14 protein-coding genes are annotated in these 18,994 nt (G+C 57.4%); 4 read left to right on the forward strand and 10 right to left on the reverse strand.

Annotated features, from left to right (window positions below):
* Positions 1-16: 16 nt before the first annotated feature.
* From ACNSOI_RS13030 to cysQ, 7 genes are all read right to left on the reverse strand, one after another.
* Positions 17-2,497 carry a hypothetical protein gene (locus ACNSOI_RS13030; protein WP_420194235.1) on the reverse strand — a complete coding sequence of 827 codons (2,481 nt, stop codon included), beginning with the start codon at positions 2,495-2,497 and terminating at the stop codon, positions 17-19.
* A gap of 209 nt (positions 2,498-2,706) precedes the next feature.
* The gene (locus tag ACNSOI_RS13035; RefSeq protein WP_420194236.1) at positions 2,707-4,071 is read right to left on the reverse strand and encodes a DUF1329 domain-containing protein; all 1,365 of its coding nucleotides are present in this window, start codon (positions 4,069-4,071) and stop codon (positions 2,707-2,709) included.
* 26 nt (positions 4,072-4,097) lie between these two features.
* On the reverse strand, positions 4,098-6,002 hold the full coding sequence (locus ACNSOI_RS13040; RefSeq protein WP_420194237.1) for a DUF1302 domain-containing protein: 1,905 nt from the start codon (positions 6,000-6,002) through the stop codon (positions 4,098-4,100).
* A 94-nt stretch (positions 6,003-6,096) separates the two neighbouring features.
* Entirely contained in the window at positions 6,097-9,213 is a 3,117-nt protein-coding gene (locus ACNSOI_RS13045; protein ID WP_420194238.1) for a hypothetical protein, read from the reverse strand.
* 234 nt (positions 9,214-9,447) lie between these two features.
* Positions 9,448-10,719: a GGDEF domain-containing protein gene (locus ACNSOI_RS13050; RefSeq protein ID WP_420194239.1), complete on the reverse strand. Its 1,272-nt coding sequence runs from the start codon at positions 10,717-10,719 to the stop codon at positions 9,448-9,450.
* A 183-nt stretch (positions 10,720-10,902) separates the two neighbouring features.
* Positions 10,903-11,382 (reverse strand): transcription/translation regulatory transformer protein RfaH, encoded by a 480-nt coding sequence (gene rfaH / locus ACNSOI_RS13055; RefSeq protein WP_058089919.1) that lies wholly within the window; start codon positions 11,380-11,382, stop codon positions 10,903-10,905.
* A gap of 72 nt (positions 11,383-11,454) precedes the next feature.
* Entirely contained in the window at positions 11,455-12,222 is a 768-nt protein-coding gene (cysQ, locus tag ACNSOI_RS13060) for a 3'(2'),5'-bisphosphate nucleotidase CysQ (protein ID WP_058089918.1), read from the reverse strand.
* Positions 12,223-12,387: 165 nt separating this feature from the next.
* Between cysQ and ACNSOI_RS13065 the strand changes: the two genes are divergently transcribed.
* The gene (locus tag ACNSOI_RS13065) at positions 12,388-13,038 is read left to right on the forward strand and encodes a transposase (protein WP_068351376.1); all 651 of its coding nucleotides are present in this window, start codon (positions 12,388-12,390) and stop codon (positions 13,036-13,038) included.
* Positions 13,039-13,098: 60 nt separating this feature from the next.
* Here the strand turns inward: ACNSOI_RS13065 and ACNSOI_RS13070 are convergent, their stop codons facing one another.
* The 3 genes from ACNSOI_RS13070 to rlmE all read right to left on the reverse strand — a co-directional run bounded on the left by ACNSOI_RS13070 (position 13,099) and on the right by rlmE (position 15,986).
* The gene (locus ACNSOI_RS13070; protein ID WP_058089916.1) at positions 13,099-14,460 is read right to left on the reverse strand and encodes an MBL fold metallo-hydrolase RNA specificity domain-containing protein; all 1,362 of its coding nucleotides are present in this window, start codon (positions 14,458-14,460) and stop codon (positions 13,099-13,101) included.
* 162 nt (positions 14,461-14,622) lie between these two features.
* On the reverse strand, positions 14,623-15,261 hold the full coding sequence (locus ACNSOI_RS13075; protein WP_058089915.1) for a c-type cytochrome: 639 nt from the start codon (positions 15,259-15,261) through the stop codon (positions 14,623-14,625).
* A 98-nt stretch (positions 15,262-15,359) separates the two neighbouring features.
* Positions 15,360-15,986 carry a 23S rRNA (uridine(2552)-2'-O)-methyltransferase RlmE gene (gene rlmE, locus ACNSOI_RS13080; protein WP_058089914.1) on the reverse strand — a complete coding sequence of 209 codons (627 nt, stop codon included), beginning with the start codon at positions 15,984-15,986 and terminating at the stop codon, positions 15,360-15,362.
* Positions 15,987-16,156: 170 nt separating this feature from the next.
* On the opposite strand from rlmE, the gene ACNSOI_RS13085 reads away from it, so the two are divergent.
* The 3 genes from ACNSOI_RS13085 to ACNSOI_RS13095 are packed head-to-tail and all read left to right on the forward strand — an operon-like array spanning position 16,157 to position 18,908.
* Positions 16,157-17,794 (forward strand): NAD(P)/FAD-dependent oxidoreductase, encoded by a 1,638-nt coding sequence (locus ACNSOI_RS13085; protein ID WP_058089987.1) that lies wholly within the window; start codon positions 16,157-16,159, stop codon positions 17,792-17,794.
* Positions 17,791-18,561, forward strand: coding sequence for a TrmH family RNA methyltransferase (locus ACNSOI_RS13090; RefSeq protein WP_058089913.1), 771 nt, complete (start codon positions 17,791-17,793; stop codon positions 18,559-18,561). The genes ACNSOI_RS13085 and ACNSOI_RS13090 overlap by 4 nt, the downstream gene beginning before the upstream one ends.
* Positions 18,558-18,908, forward strand: coding sequence for a hypothetical protein (locus ACNSOI_RS13095; protein WP_420194240.1), 351 nt, complete (start codon positions 18,558-18,560; stop codon positions 18,906-18,908). The genes ACNSOI_RS13090 and ACNSOI_RS13095 overlap by 4 nt, the downstream gene beginning before the upstream one ends.
* Positions 18,909-18,994: the final 86 nt, after the last annotated feature.

Raw genomic sequence — 18,994 nt, forward strand, 5'->3', positions numbered from 1 at the left:
GGGTCTGACCCCAATTTCATAGCGGGGCGTTTTCGATGCGTTCCCACATGCGCAGGTAGGCTTCGGCCGAGGTGAAGAGTTGGTTGACGGCGTCGTCGATCAGCTCTTGCGGGCGGTCGGAGTGGAGCATCATGTCGGCGATCTGGTCCGGGTAGAGGCCGTAGTGGGCCACGCCGCGGCCGTCGTAGAGGCCGAATTCCCGGTCGCCGGTTTTCTGTTTGTGGAAGATGACGCGGCCATCCACGGAGGTGAACGGGTACAGCCTGGCTTCGTCTTCGGCGCTGCCGGGGTTGTTGGCAAGCTGGGCGATGCCGTTGACGTCGGAGGCGAAGCCAGCGCCGCCGAAGGGCCCGACTTTCTGGTCGTCCGGGCGGGGGCGGTTGCCATCCTGCACCAGTCTGTCTACCCAGTTTTCGCGCACGCCACCGAAGGAGGCGGTAATGCCGCCCTGAGCGGCGATACGGTCGCGAAGGGCTTCGGTGCCACCCCAGCCGCCGTGGCTGTTGATCACCGGGTATCCCAGTTTCTGGGTGATGTCGAGGATACGGGCAGCAGCTTTTCGGCTGATATGGTCGGTTTCGATCATCATCTTGCGGCGGACCAGTTCCTGGATGAGGAAATCGCCCAGGTCAGTCAGGCCGCGGCGGTTACACAGGTGCCCGGTGCCCTGGCGTGGGTCCAGGGCTTTGAGCTCTTCCGGTGTTTCCGGGAAACGGTCGCCCAAGTAGTCGATTTGGAACAGGAGCTGATCCAGGATGCCAAAGGCCTGCATGTCGGCATTCTGATCGGTTTCGTCACCGACGTATTCGGTACCTTCCGGGCACTCTTCAAACTCTATGGGGTGGCCGGTTTCCAGCAGGTTGCCTCCATAGAGTACGGCGCCAATACCAATCCCGGAGGAAAGGTCTGGCAGATGGCCACCGAAGGCGTTGTCGAATTTGTGCACGGGGAACATGTTGCGAACCCCCAGTTGGTGGAGCTGGTCCAGCCGCTCGACGATGTCTTGCGCGGTGCATTCGGGCACGCCCATAAACTCGCCGCAACGCATGACTTTCGACATTTCTATGCCCAGCACCACGGCCATCTTGCCCTCGCCAATTACTTCCCTGGCCTGGGCCGGGCTGGTGACGATCTGGAACCAACCTTCACCGGGGCCGCCGTGCTGCGCGTCTATGTAGTTCTGCATTTCATACATGCGTTGGATTTGCAGCAAGATGGCTTCCATGGGGTCGCAGTCGTTCTGTTTCTGGGGGTTAATCCCGCAGAGCACTTCGTTGTGCACCAAGTGATTCACCAGGATTTTCATGCCGGAATAATGGGCACGCTCCAGCCAGCGGTAGTAACTCTGGTGGTGTTGCAGGGAGTTGTAACGGGGCCAGTCGTTGAAGGTGGGCCAGCCCTGGGTGTCGTGTGGGCCGCTGCCACTGGTGACCAACTCCACAAAGCCCGTGGTGCCCCAGGGGCCATGGGCCACTTCGCAGTTCTCGAGGGCATGGGTAACGCCAAACTTGTGGAACGGCGCACCGTAGTTCACCCGGCCGCCGATGAATTCATAGGCCGAGATGTGGGAGTGAGTGTCCACGTACCCGAAGATATCGTCGTTATCGATGCCTTTGATGTTTTTGAAGCGATCGACCTCTCTCAGATACACCGCCGGGCCACGATCGTCCGCCACTTCCAGGCTGAGGTCTGCTTCCGGATAATCAGCACAGCCCTGGGCTGGCTCAAACGTGAAGGCATTGCTGGTATCACGTAACGACGGTGACGCCAGGGTTAAACCATCTTCCGAGGTGCCCAGCATCAACCCGGTTACGGCAGAGGTGAGCGTATACTCACTGTCTTGCAGCTTGTTGACTTTCCACACCGCCAGATCGTTCGGGCTATCGACCGTTGCCAGTGCCGGGCGTACGTCTGTATTGGCCAACTGGTCGCCGGCGAATTCCAGGCTTTCACCCAGTTCCCGCAGCAATCCGCCCAAGGGTGCGATCGGATCCAGCAGCAGGTTGGTGGTATCTCCCAGCCCCGCTACCAGGTAGCTCAGCTCACCGATAAACATACCGGTGGTATCCAGAAATTCGCCACCGGGATCACTGATGCCCAGCAGTTCAAACTGCCCCGCCTGGCCGGTTTCGCGCTGGTAATCAGACATCAATAGATAGGCACCGAGTTCCGTCGGCCGCAGATAGAAACGGGCAGCCTGGCTGGCGTTATTGGTTACGCCGTAGGTCTCGCCGGAGCTTTCCGAGATAAACCGGCCATCTGCCTGCAGGCTGTAACAGCCGTTGGCGAAGGCAAAGCGGGTATTTTCGTAGGCGTAAGGTTTGCTTGTCTTGCCCGGAGGCGACGGCGGGACGGGGTTACCGGGGCTTGGACGTTGTTCGCTGTTTTGCGCGATGTCTGAAGAAGACTCCTCACCGCCACCACAGGCGGACAACAGAAGTATGGAACTTGCACAAACCGCCGAAACCAGCAGGCGCTGGCGCGCTGAAATGGCCACGTTACGTCTCCTTTATAGGCTTGAAGCCCTTTTTGTTTTAGTATCGCACTGCATAATTTATGCTTAATTATTGACCAAAAACAACAAGGAGTCACGTATTGGAAAGAGGCATTCCGGGCCAATCTTTCAGGCTCAGGACAGGCTGGCAAACAGAAGGGAAAGAGCCCGCCCCGGCTGGGGCGGGCAGAGGTTATCGCAAGGCGAGGCTTTTAACGAACTCCCGCCCGGCGCAGGGCAGCGGGGGTGTAGTCATTGGAGCGAGCGGTAACGCCATAGGTGTAAGGATCGCTCTCTTCGTTGGTCAAACCCATCACCAGGTAGCGACCAGACATCAGATCGTAGAGGGTTTCGGCAGCGTAGGCCGGTACGTTGATGTCGTAGCCCTGAACGTGGTGGGACTCTGCAACGCGCCACAGGTCGCCACGGCCGTCATAGTGATCTACCACGGCAATCTGCCAGGAATCTTCATCCACGAAGAAGTCGCGACGAGCATAAATGTGCCGCTCTCCATCTTTCAGAGTTGCGCGCACGTGCCATACCCGATGCAGCTCGTAGCGAGTGACCGACGGGTTGATGTGGCCCGGCTGGATGATGTCATTGTAGCTCAGGTCACGGGACGCCAGGCGGTAGGAGTTATACGGGATGTACATTTCCTTTTTACCCACCAGCTCCCAGTTGTAGCGATCCGGAGCGCCGTTAAACAGGTCGAGGTTATCGGAGGTACGCTGGCCGTCTGCTGCGGTACCCGGGCCGTCATACGCCACCTGCGGTGCCCGGCGAACCCGGCGCTGGCCGGAGTTGTACAACCAGGCACGGCGACCTTCTTTTACCTGATCCAGGGTTTCGTGAACCAGCAGTACGTTACCCGCCAGGCGTGACGGTGCGGTGATCACCTGTTTGAAGTAAAACAGGACGTTGTCGTCCATGCCCGGCTTGTAGTCGGCCAGCTCGACCCGATCCGTCAGGTGCTCGGTGAATTTCACCGGGCTGAAATCGCCGTTGGCCTGAGGCGTTACCTGGGCCACGTTACGGATGATGGACCCACCGCGGTAACGGGTGATGTGGTTAAAGATCACCTCCTGGCCCTTCTGGGGAATCGGGAACGGTACGCCTCGCTCATAATTCTGCAGACCGTTGCCATCCGGTGTCAGGGATACGGTGGTGGCGTTCTCCTTCGCCAGGTCCATCAGTTCCTGCGGGTAGGTGGACGTGCGGCGGGTTTCATACACCGGAATCGAGAAGGTGCTGTAGGTTTTGATCATCGCCACCTGGCCGGGGGACAGGTTGTCTGCGTATTGGTCCACGTTGCTCTGATCGATAACGAACTTCACTTCGTCGTTGGGGAACGGGTCCGGGTAAATACCCTGCTGAGGCTGATTGACGCCGGGGTCGGTCAAACCACCATCCCACGCCGGGATGGCGCCGCCGTTGCCGGCCTTTTCAGCGCCAATTGGCGTCAACTCGTTACCCAGCTTGGCCGCTTCGGATTCGGATACCGCAGCTATGGCTGTAGAAGCTCCGAACAGGGACAGCGCAATGGCGCCGGCAATGAGGTGTCTCTTATGGGTTTTCATGGTTGATACTCCTGTTATTTTAGCCATCAGAATGAGTAGGAGATGCTGGCCGCGATAAAGTCGCGATCCGAGATTTCGTTGTATTTGCCACCAAAGAAGTTGGTGTAGCTGATCGAGCCGGAGTAGCGGTTCTGGTAGTTGGCATCCACTCCGATACTCACGGACTTGTTGCCTTCCTTAAAGTTGCCACCTGGGTCTGGCGCGTAGCCCTTTACGTCGTGCGACAGAACCAGCTTCGGCAGCAGGTTGATGCCGGCAAAGGCGTTGGAGTAATCCAGCGCAAACAGTGCCCGGTAACCCCAGGAGAAGGATGTGGTGAAGCCGTCGCCACCGCAGTTGGTGGGGTTAATGTTCAGGCGAGTGGTTTCATCGCCCGGGCCCTGGCTACAGAAATCACCGGTGAAGGATTCGCCTTCCAGTGGAACCGGGCCGACGCCAAATAGACCGGAGCGACCATAACGAGCTTCGCTCTTATCGGGTAAGTCATGCACATAGGTAGCGCCAATCTCGGCGATGGCAATAAAGCGGTCCGCGCCAACCACCCTGTCCACGAAGTGGATAAAGGTTGCTTGGGCCTGAGAAACGTCGTAACGATCGAAGCCATCCACCGGCTTACCTGCGTAATTAAAGCCTGGGTCGCTGGCTTGCACGCGCTGCTCCAGCTTACTGACTACCTGCCCATCAGGACCACGCTGCTGAATGCCACCGTAGATCAACTCAAAGGTATTCCATTGAATAGGCTGATTGGGACGGAAGCTGTATTCCGCACCAAACGATGTGCCAGTGGGGAGCGTGGTATTGATGCTGATACCGTAGAGTTCAATGCCCTTGGGGTAATCAATGTAGTAGCTGGGGAAACGAGAGAACGGCAGATCAGGATCGTTGATTTGGCCGGCTTCCGGTGATTCCGGGTTTGCCACGATTCCGCTGATAAACGGTAAGCGGCTATGGTAACGCAGGTAGTAGAATCCTAGCTCGGAATCCAGGGCCGGTACGTACCAACGCAGGGCGACACCGAACTGATCTCGGTCACCAGGCTCTACGTCACCCTCGCGAGGCGCCACAAAACCTTCCTCAAACGCCTGTGCATCTGGCACTTGCCCAGCAAGCAATACTGGGCCACAGCCATCGGAGGCTACGTCTGCGGTAGAGAAATAGGTGCCGCAATCGTCGACTTTGAACGGCTCCCATTCAAGCTGAACGTAGGCTTCCAGCGTTAGCTCCGGAGTCAGGCCGACAGAAGTGTAAACCATGTTGACCGGCAGAAGCACATCCTTCAGTTCGGCACCCGGGGTGCGAAAGGCTCCGGCATCAATCGGGTTGATGGAGTTGATGCCACCCAGAATAAACGTACTCTCACCCCAGCTGACCACTTGCCGGCCAACCCGCGCAGAGATAGGCACATTGCCCGCGTACCAGTCCGTAAACACGTAGGCGTCGAGCAGATCAGCGCCCGCGGCGTTGTCTTTGGCTTCAGGGTTCAGCTCACGGCGTTGGCCCACAGGGTCGACAGCGCGCTTGTTATCCTTGAGCTCGAAGTCATAGTAGTAAGAGCCACGAACCAGGGCGCCAATCCGGGTGAGGTAATCGCTGTTTGGCCGGTAGTCGAGGAACAACTCCGAGCGGCCCCGCAGAATCTGTGAGTAGGGGTCGCCTTTCTTAAAGTTCAGGTTGCCATCGTCAAAGTTGTTGGACGAGGCACCGGTATCGCTGAACGCAAACTCCGGCCCGAGGTTGCCCTGTGAGATAAGGTCTGGGTCCTGGTCTTCCACACGAACGGCGATACCGGCAGTTAATGTGGTGCTGAAGGACGCATCGATACCATAGACATTGAAATCAATGGCCGCTGCGGGCGAGGCAAGCAGTGCAGATATTGCCGCTGCCAGGCCTGAGTTACGGGTTTTGAATCGTTTGTAGTTTGTTGTTGTCATGATACTGCTCCAGTGTCTGGGTTACCCCGGCGCTACTATGGACGGGGTAACTGATAGCCGGTTTGAATAAGGGAGTTAGCGGTGTGACCGGGGCTCAGCCCCCAAACAATCCACCCAAGAAGCCGCCCAGGCCGCTATCTAGCAGGCCACCACCATCGCTTTCTTCGCCGCCTTCGGGCTCAGAGGGGTCGCGACCCGCGTCGGTTTCACCTTCACAGGCGGCATCACCCGGAGAATTGCCGACTCCTTGCACCACACAGGTATTTGTCACACCAACACTGAAGGGAACGGCGGGGCCGGTCTTGCTGCGGAATAGCGCAACCATCTGGGCCGACATCTCGTCAAACACAGCACTGGAGCTGAAAGGGTCTGCATCCTTCTGACCGGCGGAAACCGGATTGCCGTGGGAGCCCTCCAGGTAGCGGGTAATAACCGGGCGGTTACCGTCATTCTCGGCACTACCGGTGTCGACTGCCCCCATGAACCGGGCCAAGGGATCGGTCCCTGCCAGAGGAGCCGGCTGGCTGTTTATCTGGAAACCGGCATCAGTCACCAACTGCAGCGGGCCCTGGTCATACAGATCGGCGTCTGCGGCGTTGGGAATGGTGCCATCGGAGGGACGATCCGCATCGCCTTCCAGGCCGACAATCGAGGTAAGCAGGGTTGCACTGTTGCCGGATTGCTCGAACAGCGGAGCGAACGCTACTGGATCGGTGGAATCCAGCAATGCCTGGAACACGTTGAAGTAAATGTTCAGCTCGGTTCTACCCTGTGACAGCAGGCCATCGGACGCCTCGTTCAACGTAGGCAACAGAACTGGCGCGACAGTCTCGCGGGAGTTCTCCGCGAGGCGGCTAAACTGACCGCCAGTGTTGAACAGAACAGAGGCCAGAATCGGGTTGAGGTCTGGATTATCCTGCGCTGCCAGGTTGTTGATAACCGGGTACGGCACTCCGCCCATACCACTCAGGGAATGGCTAATGAAATAGACCCTATCGGTGTTCATGTTCAAGCCATCGCCACACTCGGCACAGTCGTTGATGGCTTGTTCAATAGCCGGCAGTAGGGCGTTCACATGCAACAGATCCAAAGCGCCCTGGCGCATGTTGTCACGGGTGTTGGCGAAGTTGGTGAAGTTCAGGAACAGGCTGCCAGATTCTGGGTTTTCCACCTGGTCACCCGGCACTGCCTGCATGTTGGGCCCGGCCGTGAAACCGAAGTGGCGCTCGGTGGCGTTTTCCGAGGCGCCCGGCTGCTGGCTGATTTCCACCATGCCACCGTCTGCACTGGCAGCAGCCTCACCAAAGACGCCATTCAGGGGCATATCGATGCCTACAGTGATGAAGCAGTCTTCGTTATTGGTTGGCGTGGGGTTATCAGACAAGCACAACAGCCCTGCGGCAGTCGCCATGGGCAGAATGGCGGACCGATCCTGGGTGGCGGCGTGCTGATAGATAATCACCGGGTAACCACCGGCCGGGCCAGGGCCAAACAGCGGATTGGCGTCCGGTGCGGTGACAATAATCGGAATGGTTACATCGCCCTGCTTCTGCGCAAACGGGAATCGATGACTCACTCGATCTGACTTGGCCTGAGGCAGCTCAGGAATCTCGCTGAAATCAGCAGGGAGCCAGGAACCAGTTTGCAGCGCCGAGCCATCCTGTCCCTCCGGAAACTGCTGGTAATAAGGTAGTGAAATCTCCCCCTCGTACACTCGGATGTTCACGCGCACATCGGTGATCACCAGGTCAATCGCCACCTGCTCCAGCGCCGGATTTACCTCACCGCCGGCTTTCTGGCTGAAGAATCGCACCGGTGCGGGTGCACCGGATGCCGGATCATAAGCACGGGGGAGGTCGGTAGCTTGCGCCACTTTCTCTGCGAGCTCATTCGCTTCAGCTGTAACATCGACGACGTCTGCCGCAGCTTGAGCAGCGGTCATTTGAAGGGTGAACGCCAGCTGTCGGTCGACTCTTTCAGACGCTACCAGATCGGTATAGCGCAGCTGAATGCCGTTCTCGCTGGCATCACTGAGAATGTTGGCCAGATCTTCCCGATACAGGCGGTAGCTCGGGTCTGTGAGCAGCTCGAAGATTCTCTGGTTAATCTGGTCATCCTGTTCGGACTGGCCCGAAACCGCTTGATTGGTGAAGTTGAGCTCACCAGCGATGACCTGATCAATCACTTCCTTCTTGAGGTCCGTTAACAGGTGCTGACGAAACCAGGCTGCCGGTGCTGCATTTGCCAGCAGCACATCTTCAACGGCGGTTGTCGTGAAGCTGATCGCAAAAGTGATGTCCTCGTAGGTGGAAGGCTCAGCTGTGCCGCCACCCTGCTCCCGCTTAAAGCCAAAGAAATCGCTGCCGTAGTCACGGGCAGGCGCCATGATGTCCCGGAACGGCTGAAGGGCCGGGTTGCTGATGACGAACTCAGGGTTAGAAGCGGTCTCAAAACGATTTTCTTTGGTAAGCTTTTCGCCGTCCTTATCCACAATTTTATTGCCCAGAACCACCGCATACTTGGTTTTCGGCTTCAGCGGCTTGATAGGCAACAGGCGAATGGCATTGTTCTGGGCACCGCCAGCGGCACCGGCTGGCCCGTTCGCATCCACGGTAATGATTTCAACACGGAAGTTTTCTTCCAGCAGGCTCTGATAAATCTCATCTGCGGCCGCAGTGTCGCCCTCTGCTTCCAGGCGTTTGGCCAGGCGGTAGCGATCGGCTGCGACAATGCCACCGACTTCGCGGGACTGCTGGAAAACGCTGTCGCCGGAGGGGAATTCAATTTCCAGCACGTAGATGTTCTGGTCCGGGTTGGGCACCACTTCGCCGTCAATCTCAACGAAGTTGCGGGCGTCCAGTGTCTGGTTCGGGTCCAGGCTGTCGCTGATCTTGATATCGAACGGCGCGAGAATGGAGTTGCCGTCCACAAAACCCAAACCGGTGGTAACCGGGTTGGCCGGGTCGGTACCGTTCAGCATGGTGCCGTCCAGCTCCGGGTTCAGGAAGAACAGCGGATCGCTGGGCAGCGGAAATGCGGTTTCCAGCGGCCGGAAAATGGGCCGAGTTCCGTCAGAAATAGTGTTCGGGTTGCTGATGTTGTACGCGGGATTTGCGTTCTTGTCAGTTTTCCCACCGCTGTCCAGGCACCCAGTGAGTGCAGTACTGGCGGCGAGGGCGGTGACGAGTGCTCTGTGTTTGAATCTAGCCATTGTGACCATCTCTCCTGCTTATTTTTGTATTTCTGGCAAGACAGACTCCTTTCTACCAAGCCTTTTCACCTAAAAGTCTATCGCATAATATAACGCATTCCAACCTTTTTAATCCAAATATGCGCCCACTATGGCGACATAACTACCCTATAATACAATTTATGCTTTATTCTCAGATGGTTAAGAAGAAAGAATGAACAACAATTCAATGCTTTGCAGATGGAGACTGTCTGGTCAGGCGACTTTAGACTGCGCCAACACCCGATTTCGGCCTGATTGCTTGGCTTTGTACAAAGCCTCATCGGCGCGCTTAACCAGGCTTTGAGCAGTATCACGGGGGGTGAATTCGGCAACACCCAAACTGATGGTGACAGAACGGCACACCTCAAAATGGGCGGTTTCCACTGCTTTTCGAACGTTTTCGGCAACCACCATGGCGTTGTCCAGGGTGGTTTCTGACAGGATCACAAGAAATTCTTCTCCGCCCCAACGGCCTAATACATCGGTGGCCCGTATCGCCCCGGCTGATAGCCGGGCCACTTCCTGCAGCACCACATCACCCACGTCGTGGCCGTAGGTATCGTTGAAAGACTTGAAATGATCGATATCGAATAGCACGACGGACAGAGGGTTGCGGTAGCGCTGGGAACGCTCAATTTCCTTTACCAGAGACTCTTCGGCAAAGCCCCGATTGGTCAGGCCGGTCAGCTTATCGGTTCTGGCCTGGCTGAGAATACCGTTCAGATAACTGTGGCGCTCCAGAATGATGGAGGTGACAAACAGGTAGTTTGCAATTCTGTTGCCATCGGGCAGAGGAAAACCGTCATTGAAGCTCAGGATATCAAAGGTGCCCAGCACACTACCGTCTATCTTTTTGATGGGAAAGGAATGCCAGGTCTGCACGGCTTCCGGTAATCGGGCAGCCGGGGGCTGATCCCGATGCTTTTGTGCAGTGGACTCCCGCCTGACAACCACTTGTTCGCCCAGCAAAGCGGATGTGGCGTGGGGGGCACTTCCATGCACCAGCCTCGCTTCGCTGAACTGCCGGGCAACCGCCTCTTTGATGCCTTGGTGCCAGGCCAGCTTGAGTGTTTTGGTGTTCTGGTCCAGCACGGAGATGCCAAAGGCCATCCAGAGGGTCGACTCCGGGCTCGGGTGAAGCAGTTCGAAGGCTTTTTCGAGCCCCTTTGACAGATCCCCCTCGTTGAGGATCGATTTGATGATGCGGTTTTCCTGCTCGGCAGGGGTCACTGCAAGTGAGGAATCCGGGTCGCAAGCGATCGAGGCCGAGCTGCGAAGATCATCCAGTGACGACGCCACTTCACTATGCTCATTGCTCAATTGCGCTACACGGGCATTCAACCGCTTCAACTGCTGGGTGGAAGTGGTTCTCAGCGTTCTGATATCGGCCTTGAGCCTCACCACACTGGCAAGTAGTGCTGCGGCGAGCACCAGCACAGACAGACCGATCAACATTGCAAACGGCTGATCCAGATATTCGGCCAAGCGTGATCACCATCCTTAGATTACGTCTTACCCCGAGTGCCTTTCATAACGCATCGCGGGTGCCGACAACACATCGACTAATCAACATGCTGCCTTTAGCCCACTGCCGGATTCAGTATGGTTTGTGTAATGATAGAAAGAGAAATGTGAATTCGCGTAATAGCTCACACTTTACCTTCGTTGCTAGCGACGGATAACGGAAACCGGCACCTTTACCTGCTGCTGCTTCTGCATAAAGGTGATCAGAACGATGGCTCGCTCCTCACCATCGTAGGCCTGAAAGATAGCGCTGATACCCTTAAACGGCCCTTCGTCCAACTCGACCGGCTGGCCCGGCTTGATACCGCCCTGCTCCGCGACTTTATCCAGGCTGATTTTGATGTGCTCAATCACCTCATCGGCAATGGCGGCCGGCTTGTTGGCAAATCCCACGATACGAGCAACCCCTCGGGTGGAGCGAAGCTTCGACCACATGGGATCGGTCTGCTCCAGGTTCACAAACAGGTAACCGGGAAACAGCGGCTCCAGCTTCCTGGTCCGCTTGCCGGCCCGAATCTTCTCCACCTCAATCTTCGGGTAGAAGCAGGAAACCTCTTGATTCTGCAAATGCTGCAGTGCCCGATCTCCTTGCGCCGGTTTGTGTTGCAAAGCATACCAAGTCATGAAACATCCATTTTTGGGGTCAGACCCCAGAACATTTGATCAGGTGAAATGTCTTGGGGTCTGACCCCAACTTCAAAAATACCAGCTACCCGCCGCAATGAAATGCGGATTCAGCACATCTTCCTTACCGTATTTCAGGGGTTCGCCCTGGGGCGTTTGCACGTTGCCGCCAGCGGCCAGGAGGATGGCGTGAGCGGCGGCGGTGTCCCATTCGCTGGTGGGCCCCATGCGGGGATAGATGTCGGCATGGCCCTCCGCTATACGGCAGAACTTCAGGGAGCTGCCCGCCTGCACGGTTTCGTGGGGGCCGAGGGTATCAATGAAGGCGCGGGTTTCATCGTTCAGGTGGTTTTTGCTCGCCACCACTCGCAATGTTTCCCGGGGTTCCACCACGCGAATGCGGTGTATGCGGCCAGTGCGATCACGCATGCTGGCACCCTCGCCTTTAATGCCCCAGAAAGCTTCTTTCAATGCTGGCGCCGTGACCACGCCCATCACCGGCTCGCCGTCTTCGATCATGGCGATGTTGACGGTGAACTCCCCGGTGCGCTGGGTGAAATCCTTGGTGCCGTCGATGGGGTCAATTAACCAGAAACGACGCCAGTGTTTGCGCTCTTCCCAGGGAATCTCTGCGCCTTCTTCCGACAAGATCGGGATATCCCGCGTGAGGTTACGAAGCCCCTTCATAATGATGTCGTGGCTGGCCGTGTCAGCAGCGGTGATGGGTGACTGATCTTCCTTGTAATTCACCTTGAAATCGGACTGGTAGATATGCAGCGCCTTCTCGCTGGCTTCATCTGCAATTCTGATCACTTCCGGAAGAATAGAGCTGTAATACATGTTTGCGTCCTGCTGGCCGTATCTGCCTCAATAATAGCAAATTTTGGGGTCAGACCCCCGGACATTTGATGGGGTAAAATGTCTTGGGGTCTGACCCCAACTTGAATTTTTGGGCGGGTTGCGGCAGGTTGTTGTGGTTATAAATCAATTCACAAGGACTGTGAGATGCCCCGCCGACCACGGATTTGCCCGGCCGGGATGCCCCAGCATGTTATTCAGCGGGGGAATAACCGGCAGGAATGTTTTCAGGATCTGGCCGATCACGCCACTTATGCAACCTACCTTTCCCGCTACCAGCGTGAGTTCCAGGTGGATATTCACGCCTGGGTGCTGATGAGCAACCATACCCATCTGTTAGTGACGCCCAACGCTGAGGGCGCGCTTTCAAGCCTGATGAAGGCGGTTGGTCAACGCTACGCCCAATATTACAACCACAAGTATGACCGCACCGGTACCTTGTGGGAGGGGCGGTTCAAATCCTGCCTGGTGGATACCGATCAGTACTTTCTGCAATGCCAGCGGTATATCGAGCTGAACCCGGTTAAGGCGGGCATGGTGGAGTATGCCGGCGACTATCAATGGTCCAGCTATAACTGCCATGCCTATGGGATGCGTTCGGGTATGCATACGCCACACGACTGCTACCTGAACTTTCAGCCCGATGCCGAAAGGCGTTTCGTCAGCTACCGCGCCTTTATCGCTAGCCCCGCGCCAGAGGGAATGGATGAGCAGATTCACTATGCAGCCATCTCTGGCAAGCCGTTAGGGTCTGAGGAATTTCGGGAACGTATCAAGGCGAAATTCGGAGAGTTCTAATTTGGGGTCAGACCCCAGGACATTTGATGGAGTGAAATGTCCGGGGGTCTGACCCCAATTTTATATTTCGACTTCTTCGAAGAGTTCGGGCACCTCGGCGGGCCAGCCGAATTTCTCGGTGATGCGTTTGCGCATGGTGTCGCTGGCGACGGGTTCGCCGTGGGTGACGTAGACTTTTTCTGGTTTCAGGGTGCCCTGCTCCAGCCAGGCCAGGATTTCGTTGTAGTCGCCGTGGGCGCTCATGGAATCGAGGTTGTGGATTTCCGCTTTCACTGGCCAGTATTCGCCGTGGATTTTGACGGATTCGGCACCGCTCACCAGCGCATCGCCACGGGTACCCGGCGCCTGGAAGCCGGCGAACACCACGCTGTTGCGGGGATTAGGCAACAGGGTTTTCAGGTGGTGCAGCACGCGGCCGCCGGAGGCCATGCCACTGGCAGACACGATCACGCAGGGGTAGCGCACGGCGTCCAGCTCGATGGATTCCTCAACCGTGCGGACAAATTCGGTTTTTTCATCCATCAGCTCGCACTGGGCGCGGTTTAGTTTGTGTTCTTTGTGATGCTGGCAAAATATTTCTGTGGCTTTGATGGCCATCGGGCTGTTCAGGTACACCGGCAGTTTCGGGATTTTGCCCTGCCCCATGAGTTTGTGAATCACGTACAGGAGCATCTGGGCGCGGCCCACCGCAAACGCGGGCATTAACACGATGCCTCCCCGGCCGGAGGTTTTGGTGATGATCTCGGCCAGGTCGCCTTCGGGGTCTGACTCTCCATGAGTCCGGTCGCCGTAAGTGGATTCGCACACCAGAACGTCCGCATGCTGCAACGGCTCGGGTGGTCGCATAATGAGATCGTTCTGGCGCCCTACATCACCGCTGAACACCACCGTGCGGGCGGCGCCTTTGTGGTGAACATGCACGCAGGATGAACCCAGGATGTGCCCCGCCGGAGTGAAGCTCACCTCAAAGCCTTTCACGGGCTCGAACTTCTCGTGGTAGTGCAGAGACTCAAAGTGTTTCAGGGCTTCCCGGGCGTCTTTTTCGGTGAACAGCGGCTCGGGTTTTTCGTGTTTGGAGAATTTCTTCCGGAACGCGTACTTGGCGTCTTCTTCCTGCAGGAAGCCGGCATCTGGCAGCAGCACTTTGCACAACTCGTGGGTGGCTTTGGTGCAGTAGATCCTGCCCTTGAAGCCGTTTTTTACAAGTGCTGGCAGGTAGCCGGAGTGATCAATGTGGGCGTGAGTGAGCACTACAGCATCGATGGTTGAGGGGTCCACCGGAAACGTCGCCCAGTTTCGCCGCCGCAAGGTTTTTACCCCCTGATACATGCCGCAATCCACCAGCAAGCGGTGGTTTTCATCCGAGAGTAAATAGCGTGAACCAGTGACGGTGCCTGTGCCGCCGAGGAAGCGAAGTTTCATAGGCCTGTAAATCCTTGTCTGGTGGATAATAATTCCAGCTTAGCGCAAAAATACTAAAGGGTCTGTCCCCAACGGGGACTGACCCACCTTTGCCCGTCTGTTGCACAGAACCTGAGCCCATGGGTTCCAAAATGGGTCAGTCCCGGTTCGGGGACAGACCCTTTAAAGGCCTTGCAGATAGGCGGCAAGGGCCTGGATATCTGTTTCAGATAACACAGCGGAAATACCAATCATTGGGGACGTATGCTTTGTTGGGTCCATGCCCTGGAAGCGTTTCAGCGCCAGAGTGACGTATTCCGCAGGCTGGCTGGCCAGGCGAGGCATGTCGCGGAAGCCTTCGGCGGTTTTGCCGTGGCAGGCGGCGCAGCGCTGATCGTAGAACTGCCCTCCCTTTTCGGCAAGCCTGGGATCGGCGCCTTGGCGGGGCTGGGCTTTCTGTTCGCTGTAAAACACGGCGATATTGATGCGCTCTTCGACGGTGAGCGTTTTCGCCAGCTGAGACATTACGTAATCCTCACGGGCACCGCTGCCGAATTTCTCGAACTGCTCAAACAGATACAAAGGGTGCTGGCCTGCCAGGTTGGGAATGTAGTCGCGTTTACTGTTGCCGTCGCGGCCATGGCAATAGCCACAGAAGCGGATGCGTTCTTCGCCGGCATCGTAGCTGGCTTGCCGGCGCTCATCGTCGGCGACAATGTCTTCCAGTTGGGCCAAGGCGCTGTAGACGGAGGAGGCGCCGGCCAAGGGTGTGAGTGCCAGTAAAGCGATAAAAAGCAGGAATTGAATTGAGCGGTTTTGCATTCGTATTGCCCAGATGAATTTTGATGGGCAAAGGATAACGACGGGGCTGCGGTGTGATCTTGCGAAAGATCAATTAAATGGGAGTTTGGGGACAGACCCTAAACAGCCCCCTTAAACCCCTTACCCACCAAATAAACCTCCCGCGAGCGGGCTCTTGAGGAGTCGGGTTTTCTGACGACGACCTTGGTGAAGACATCGCGCATGGCTTTAACGTAGTCGTCGTAACCCTCACCATGGAAGACTTTGGCGACGAAGCTGCCTTTGGGCTTGAGGATCTGGCAGGCCATGTCCAGAGCCAGTTCCACCAGGTACATGGAGGCAGCCTGGTCGGCGGCGTTGACGCCGCTGATGTTGGGGGCCATGTCTGAGATGACCACATCGGCCCTGGCGCCATCCAGAATCGCCATAATCTGGTCAAAAACTTCCTGCTCGGTGAAGTCACCCTGGATGAATTCAACGCCGGCGATGGGGTCCATATGCAGGATGTCGGAGGCCACGACCCGGCCTTTGTGGCCAACCAGTTTGGCCGCCACCTGGGACCAGCCGCCGGGCGCGGAGCCCAGGTCCACCACCAGATTGGTAGGCTGGATTAGCCGGTCTTTTTCGTTGATTTCCAGCAGTTTGTAACTGGCACGGGAACGGTAACCGTCCTGTTGCGCTTGTTTCACAAAGGGGTCGTTAACGTGCTCTTCGAGCCAGCGGTTACTGCTTTTGGAACGGGCCATGGTTTGCTATCTGCGTTAATGCGGAAAAAGGGCATTGTACGCTGCCACCGGCGTTGCCGCAAAAGCACCGGCGCCTGACAAGTACCCATCTCCAAAGTACAATGGCGGCCATTCTGACTTTCATTCCAACCCTAATCCGCCGGGCAGTCGCCGGGCGGCCTGGACACACCATGATTCGCGTTACCGAACTGGCTTTACCCCTTGACCACCCCGAGGCTGCCCTGAAAGCGGCGCTGCTGCATCGCCTGAAACTGAAGAACGATGAGCTGCTGGAGTTCACCGTCTTCAAACGCAGCTACGACGCCCGCAAGAAGAACACCGAAATCAAGTTTGTTTACATCATTGATCTCGAAGTAAAAGACGAGGCTGCCGTGCTGGCCCGTTTCGCCGACGACACCCACGTTCGCCCGGCGCCGGATACCGCCTATTACCCGGTAGCCCAGGCGCCTGCTGGTTTGGAACAGCGGCCGGTTGTGGTCGGGCTTGGCCCCTGCGGTTTGTTTGCGGCTTTGTTGCTGGCGCAGATGGGTTTCAAGCCGATTGTGTTGGAGCGGGGCAAAGATGTACGCCGGCGCACCAAAGACACCTGGGCACTTTGGCGTAAAAAGCAGCTGTCGCCGGAATCCAATGTGCAGTTTGGTGAGGGCGGTGCCGGGCTGTTCTCTGATGGCAAACTGTACAGCCAGATCAAAGATCCCAAGTTTTACGGCCGCAAAGTGATGGCGGAGTTCGTGAAAGCCGGCGCGCCGGAAGAAATCCTGTACGTGAGCAAGCCCCATATCGGCACCTTCCGGCTGACCGGCGTGGTGTCCAAAATGCGTGAAGAGATCATTCGCCTGGGTGGCGAGATTCGCTTCGAACAGAAAGTAACCGACCTGCTGGTGGACAATGGCCAGGTAAAAGGAGTGGAACTGGCCAGTGGCGAGCAGCTGATGAGCCGGCACGTGGTGATGGCCCTCGGCCACAGCGCCCGTGAGACGTTCCGCATGCTGCACCAACGCGGCGTATTTCTGGAAGCCAAGCCGTTCGCCATCGGGTTTCGGATTGAGCATCCGCAAGGCCTCATCGACCAGGCCCGGCTGGGCAAATACGCCGGCCACCCGGCACTGGGCGCAGCGGATTACAAGCTGGTGTACCACGCCAGCAACGGTCGTGCGGTGTACAGCTTCTGCATGTGTCCCGGCGGCACCGTGGTAGCGGCCACTTCGGAACCGGGGCGAGTGGTTACCAACGGCATGAGCCAGTATTCCCGGAACGAACGTAACGCCAACTCCGGTATTGTGGTGAACATTGACCCAAACAAAGACTTCCCGGGTGGCCCGCTGGCCGGCGTTGAACTGCAGGAGCAACTGGAAGCCAACGCCTACAAACTGGGCGGCAGCGATTACTGCGCACCTGGGCAACTGGTGGGGGATTTCATCGCGGGTAAGCCGTCTGAAAAACTCGGCGAGGTGGTTCCGTCCTACAAACCCGGTATTCGATTAGGCGACTTGGCGCCTTCCCTGCCCGCCTATGCCATTGACGCCATTCGTGAAGCCCTGCCCGCCTTCGGCCGGCAGATTCGCGGTTTCGACCGGGCCGATGCGGTGTTGACCGGCATTGAAACCCGCACCTCCTCCCCCGTGCGCATCACCCGCGACCGAGACACCCTGCAAAGCCTGAACACCCGCGGCTTGTACCCGGCCGGAGAAGGCGCAGGTTACGCTGGCGGTATCTTGTCTGCCGGGGTGGATGGCATCAAAGTGGCCGAAGCGGTGGCCAAAGCCATGATGGCTGAGCTGGACACCGCCGGGAGCAATCCATCGTGAAGCTGGACGACATCAAGAAACTGCACCAGAAGAAATACCGCCAGGCCTTCGGACATTTTCTGGTGGAGGGTGAGCATCTGGTGTTGGAGCTGGAGAAGGCTTGTGGACAGGCACCATCTACCTGGGGGCAAGCGCAGCTCTATGTCACCAGCGCCTACGAACACTGGCGCAGCCCCTGGCCGAAACACCTGATCAGCGACCGGCAGATGGCCCTACTGGCCGACACCAAAACGCCTCAAGGTATCCTGGCGGTGGTACCAATGCCGCCGGCGTCAACGGAAAGCACCGCCCCCGGCGAAAAAGCCGTTTACCTGCACGAAGTCCAGGACCCCGGCAACCTGGGCACCATCTTGCGCACCCTGGCCTGGTTCGGGGGCATGCGCTGCCTGCTCAGCCCTGGCAGCGTAGATCCGTTCAACCCGAAAGTGGTCCGCGCCAGCATGGGCGCGATTTTTCATGTGCCGATCGAAACCGAGGTGTCATTGGATTCCCTCGCCCGGCGCTATCCCCGCATCGCCTGCCTGGACATTGGCGGCGAAGCCATCGCCACGCCGGCTTTCGCAGACCACGACTGTTACCTGTTCGGCAACGAAGCCCGAGGTGTGCCGCAGGAAGCTTTGAATGAACTGGCCGCCCAGCGTTTCACCATTCCCGGAGCGGCGAAGATCGAATCCCTGAATCTGGCGTCTGCGGTAAACATGGCGGTTTATGAGCTGAACCGGGGCACCATCGCCAACGTTGCATCCCCCTTCAAGGCAAACCAATGATTCGTAAATACGTGATCGGAACCCTTTCCCTCGGAGTATTCCTCGCCTTCATCCTGGCCATGGTGCTGATGGTGCAACTGCACCGCTACGGCATCGCCGTGGACGTCGCCCGCCTCGAAAACCTGCAAACCTGGGCCGGCGACGACGAACAGCGACAGGCGCAGATGCAGAGATACTTCGAACATTGCATCGACAACCACCGAGACCCGGAAGACAAACGCAGCCCGGAGCATATTCGCTCTTTGTACCAATGCGCAGAAGACCATGGCTCCGCCGAGATCGCCCAGGTAGTCCGGCAAGCGCCCAATACCATAGAAACCCCAGCGCCCCTTCGCTGGTTCTGGTAATTCAAGTTGGGGTCAGACCCCAGAACATTTGATGGGGTGAAATGTCTTGGGGTCTGACCCCATGCTATTCTGACGGATACGCGAGA

Source organism: Marinobacter sp. GH_1 (assembly GCF_048595985.1).
GTDB lineage: Bacteria > Pseudomonadota > Gammaproteobacteria > Pseudomonadales > Oleiphilaceae > Marinobacter > Marinobacter shengliensis.

Excerpts from the sequence above, each read along its gene's own strand:
- ACNSOI_RS13035 (WP_420194236.1), bottom strand. The coding sequence starts at position 4,071 with ATGAAAACCCATAAGAGACACCTCATTGCCGGCGCCATTGCGCTGTCC.
- ACNSOI_RS13040 (WP_420194237.1), bottom strand. The coding sequence starts at position 6,002 with ATGACAACAACAAACTACAAACGATTCAAAACCCGTAACTCAGGCCTG.
- ACNSOI_RS13045 (WP_420194238.1), bottom strand. The coding sequence starts at position 9,213 with ATGGCTAGATTCAAACACAGAGCACTCGTCACCGCCCTCGCCGCCAGT.
- rfaH (WP_058089919.1), bottom strand. The coding sequence starts at position 11,382 with ATGACTTGGTATGCTTTGCAACACAAACCGGCGCAAGGAGATCGGGCA.
- cysQ (WP_058089918.1), bottom strand. The coding sequence starts at position 12,222 with ATGTATTACAGCTCTATTCTTCCGGAAGTGATCAGAATTGCAGATGAA.
- ACNSOI_RS13065 (WP_068351376.1), top strand. The coding sequence starts at position 12,388 with ATGCCCCGCCGACCACGGATTTGCCCGGCCGGGATGCCCCAGCATGTT.
- ACNSOI_RS13070 (WP_058089916.1), bottom strand. The coding sequence starts at position 14,460 with ATGAAACTTCGCTTCCTCGGCGGCACAGGCACCGTCACTGGTTCACGC.
- ACNSOI_RS13075 (WP_058089915.1), bottom strand. The coding sequence starts at position 15,261 with ATGCAAAACCGCTCAATTCAATTCCTGCTTTTTATCGCTTTACTGGCA.
- rlmE (WP_058089914.1), bottom strand. The coding sequence starts at position 15,986 with ATGGCCCGTTCCAAAAGCAGTAACCGCTGGCTCGAAGAGCACGTTAAC.
- ACNSOI_RS13085 (WP_058089987.1), top strand. The coding sequence starts at position 16,157 with ATGATTCGCGTTACCGAACTGGCTTTACCCCTTGACCACCCCGAGGCT.
- ACNSOI_RS13095 (WP_420194240.1), top strand. The coding sequence starts at position 18,558 with ATGATTCGTAAATACGTGATCGGAACCCTTTCCCTCGGAGTATTCCTC.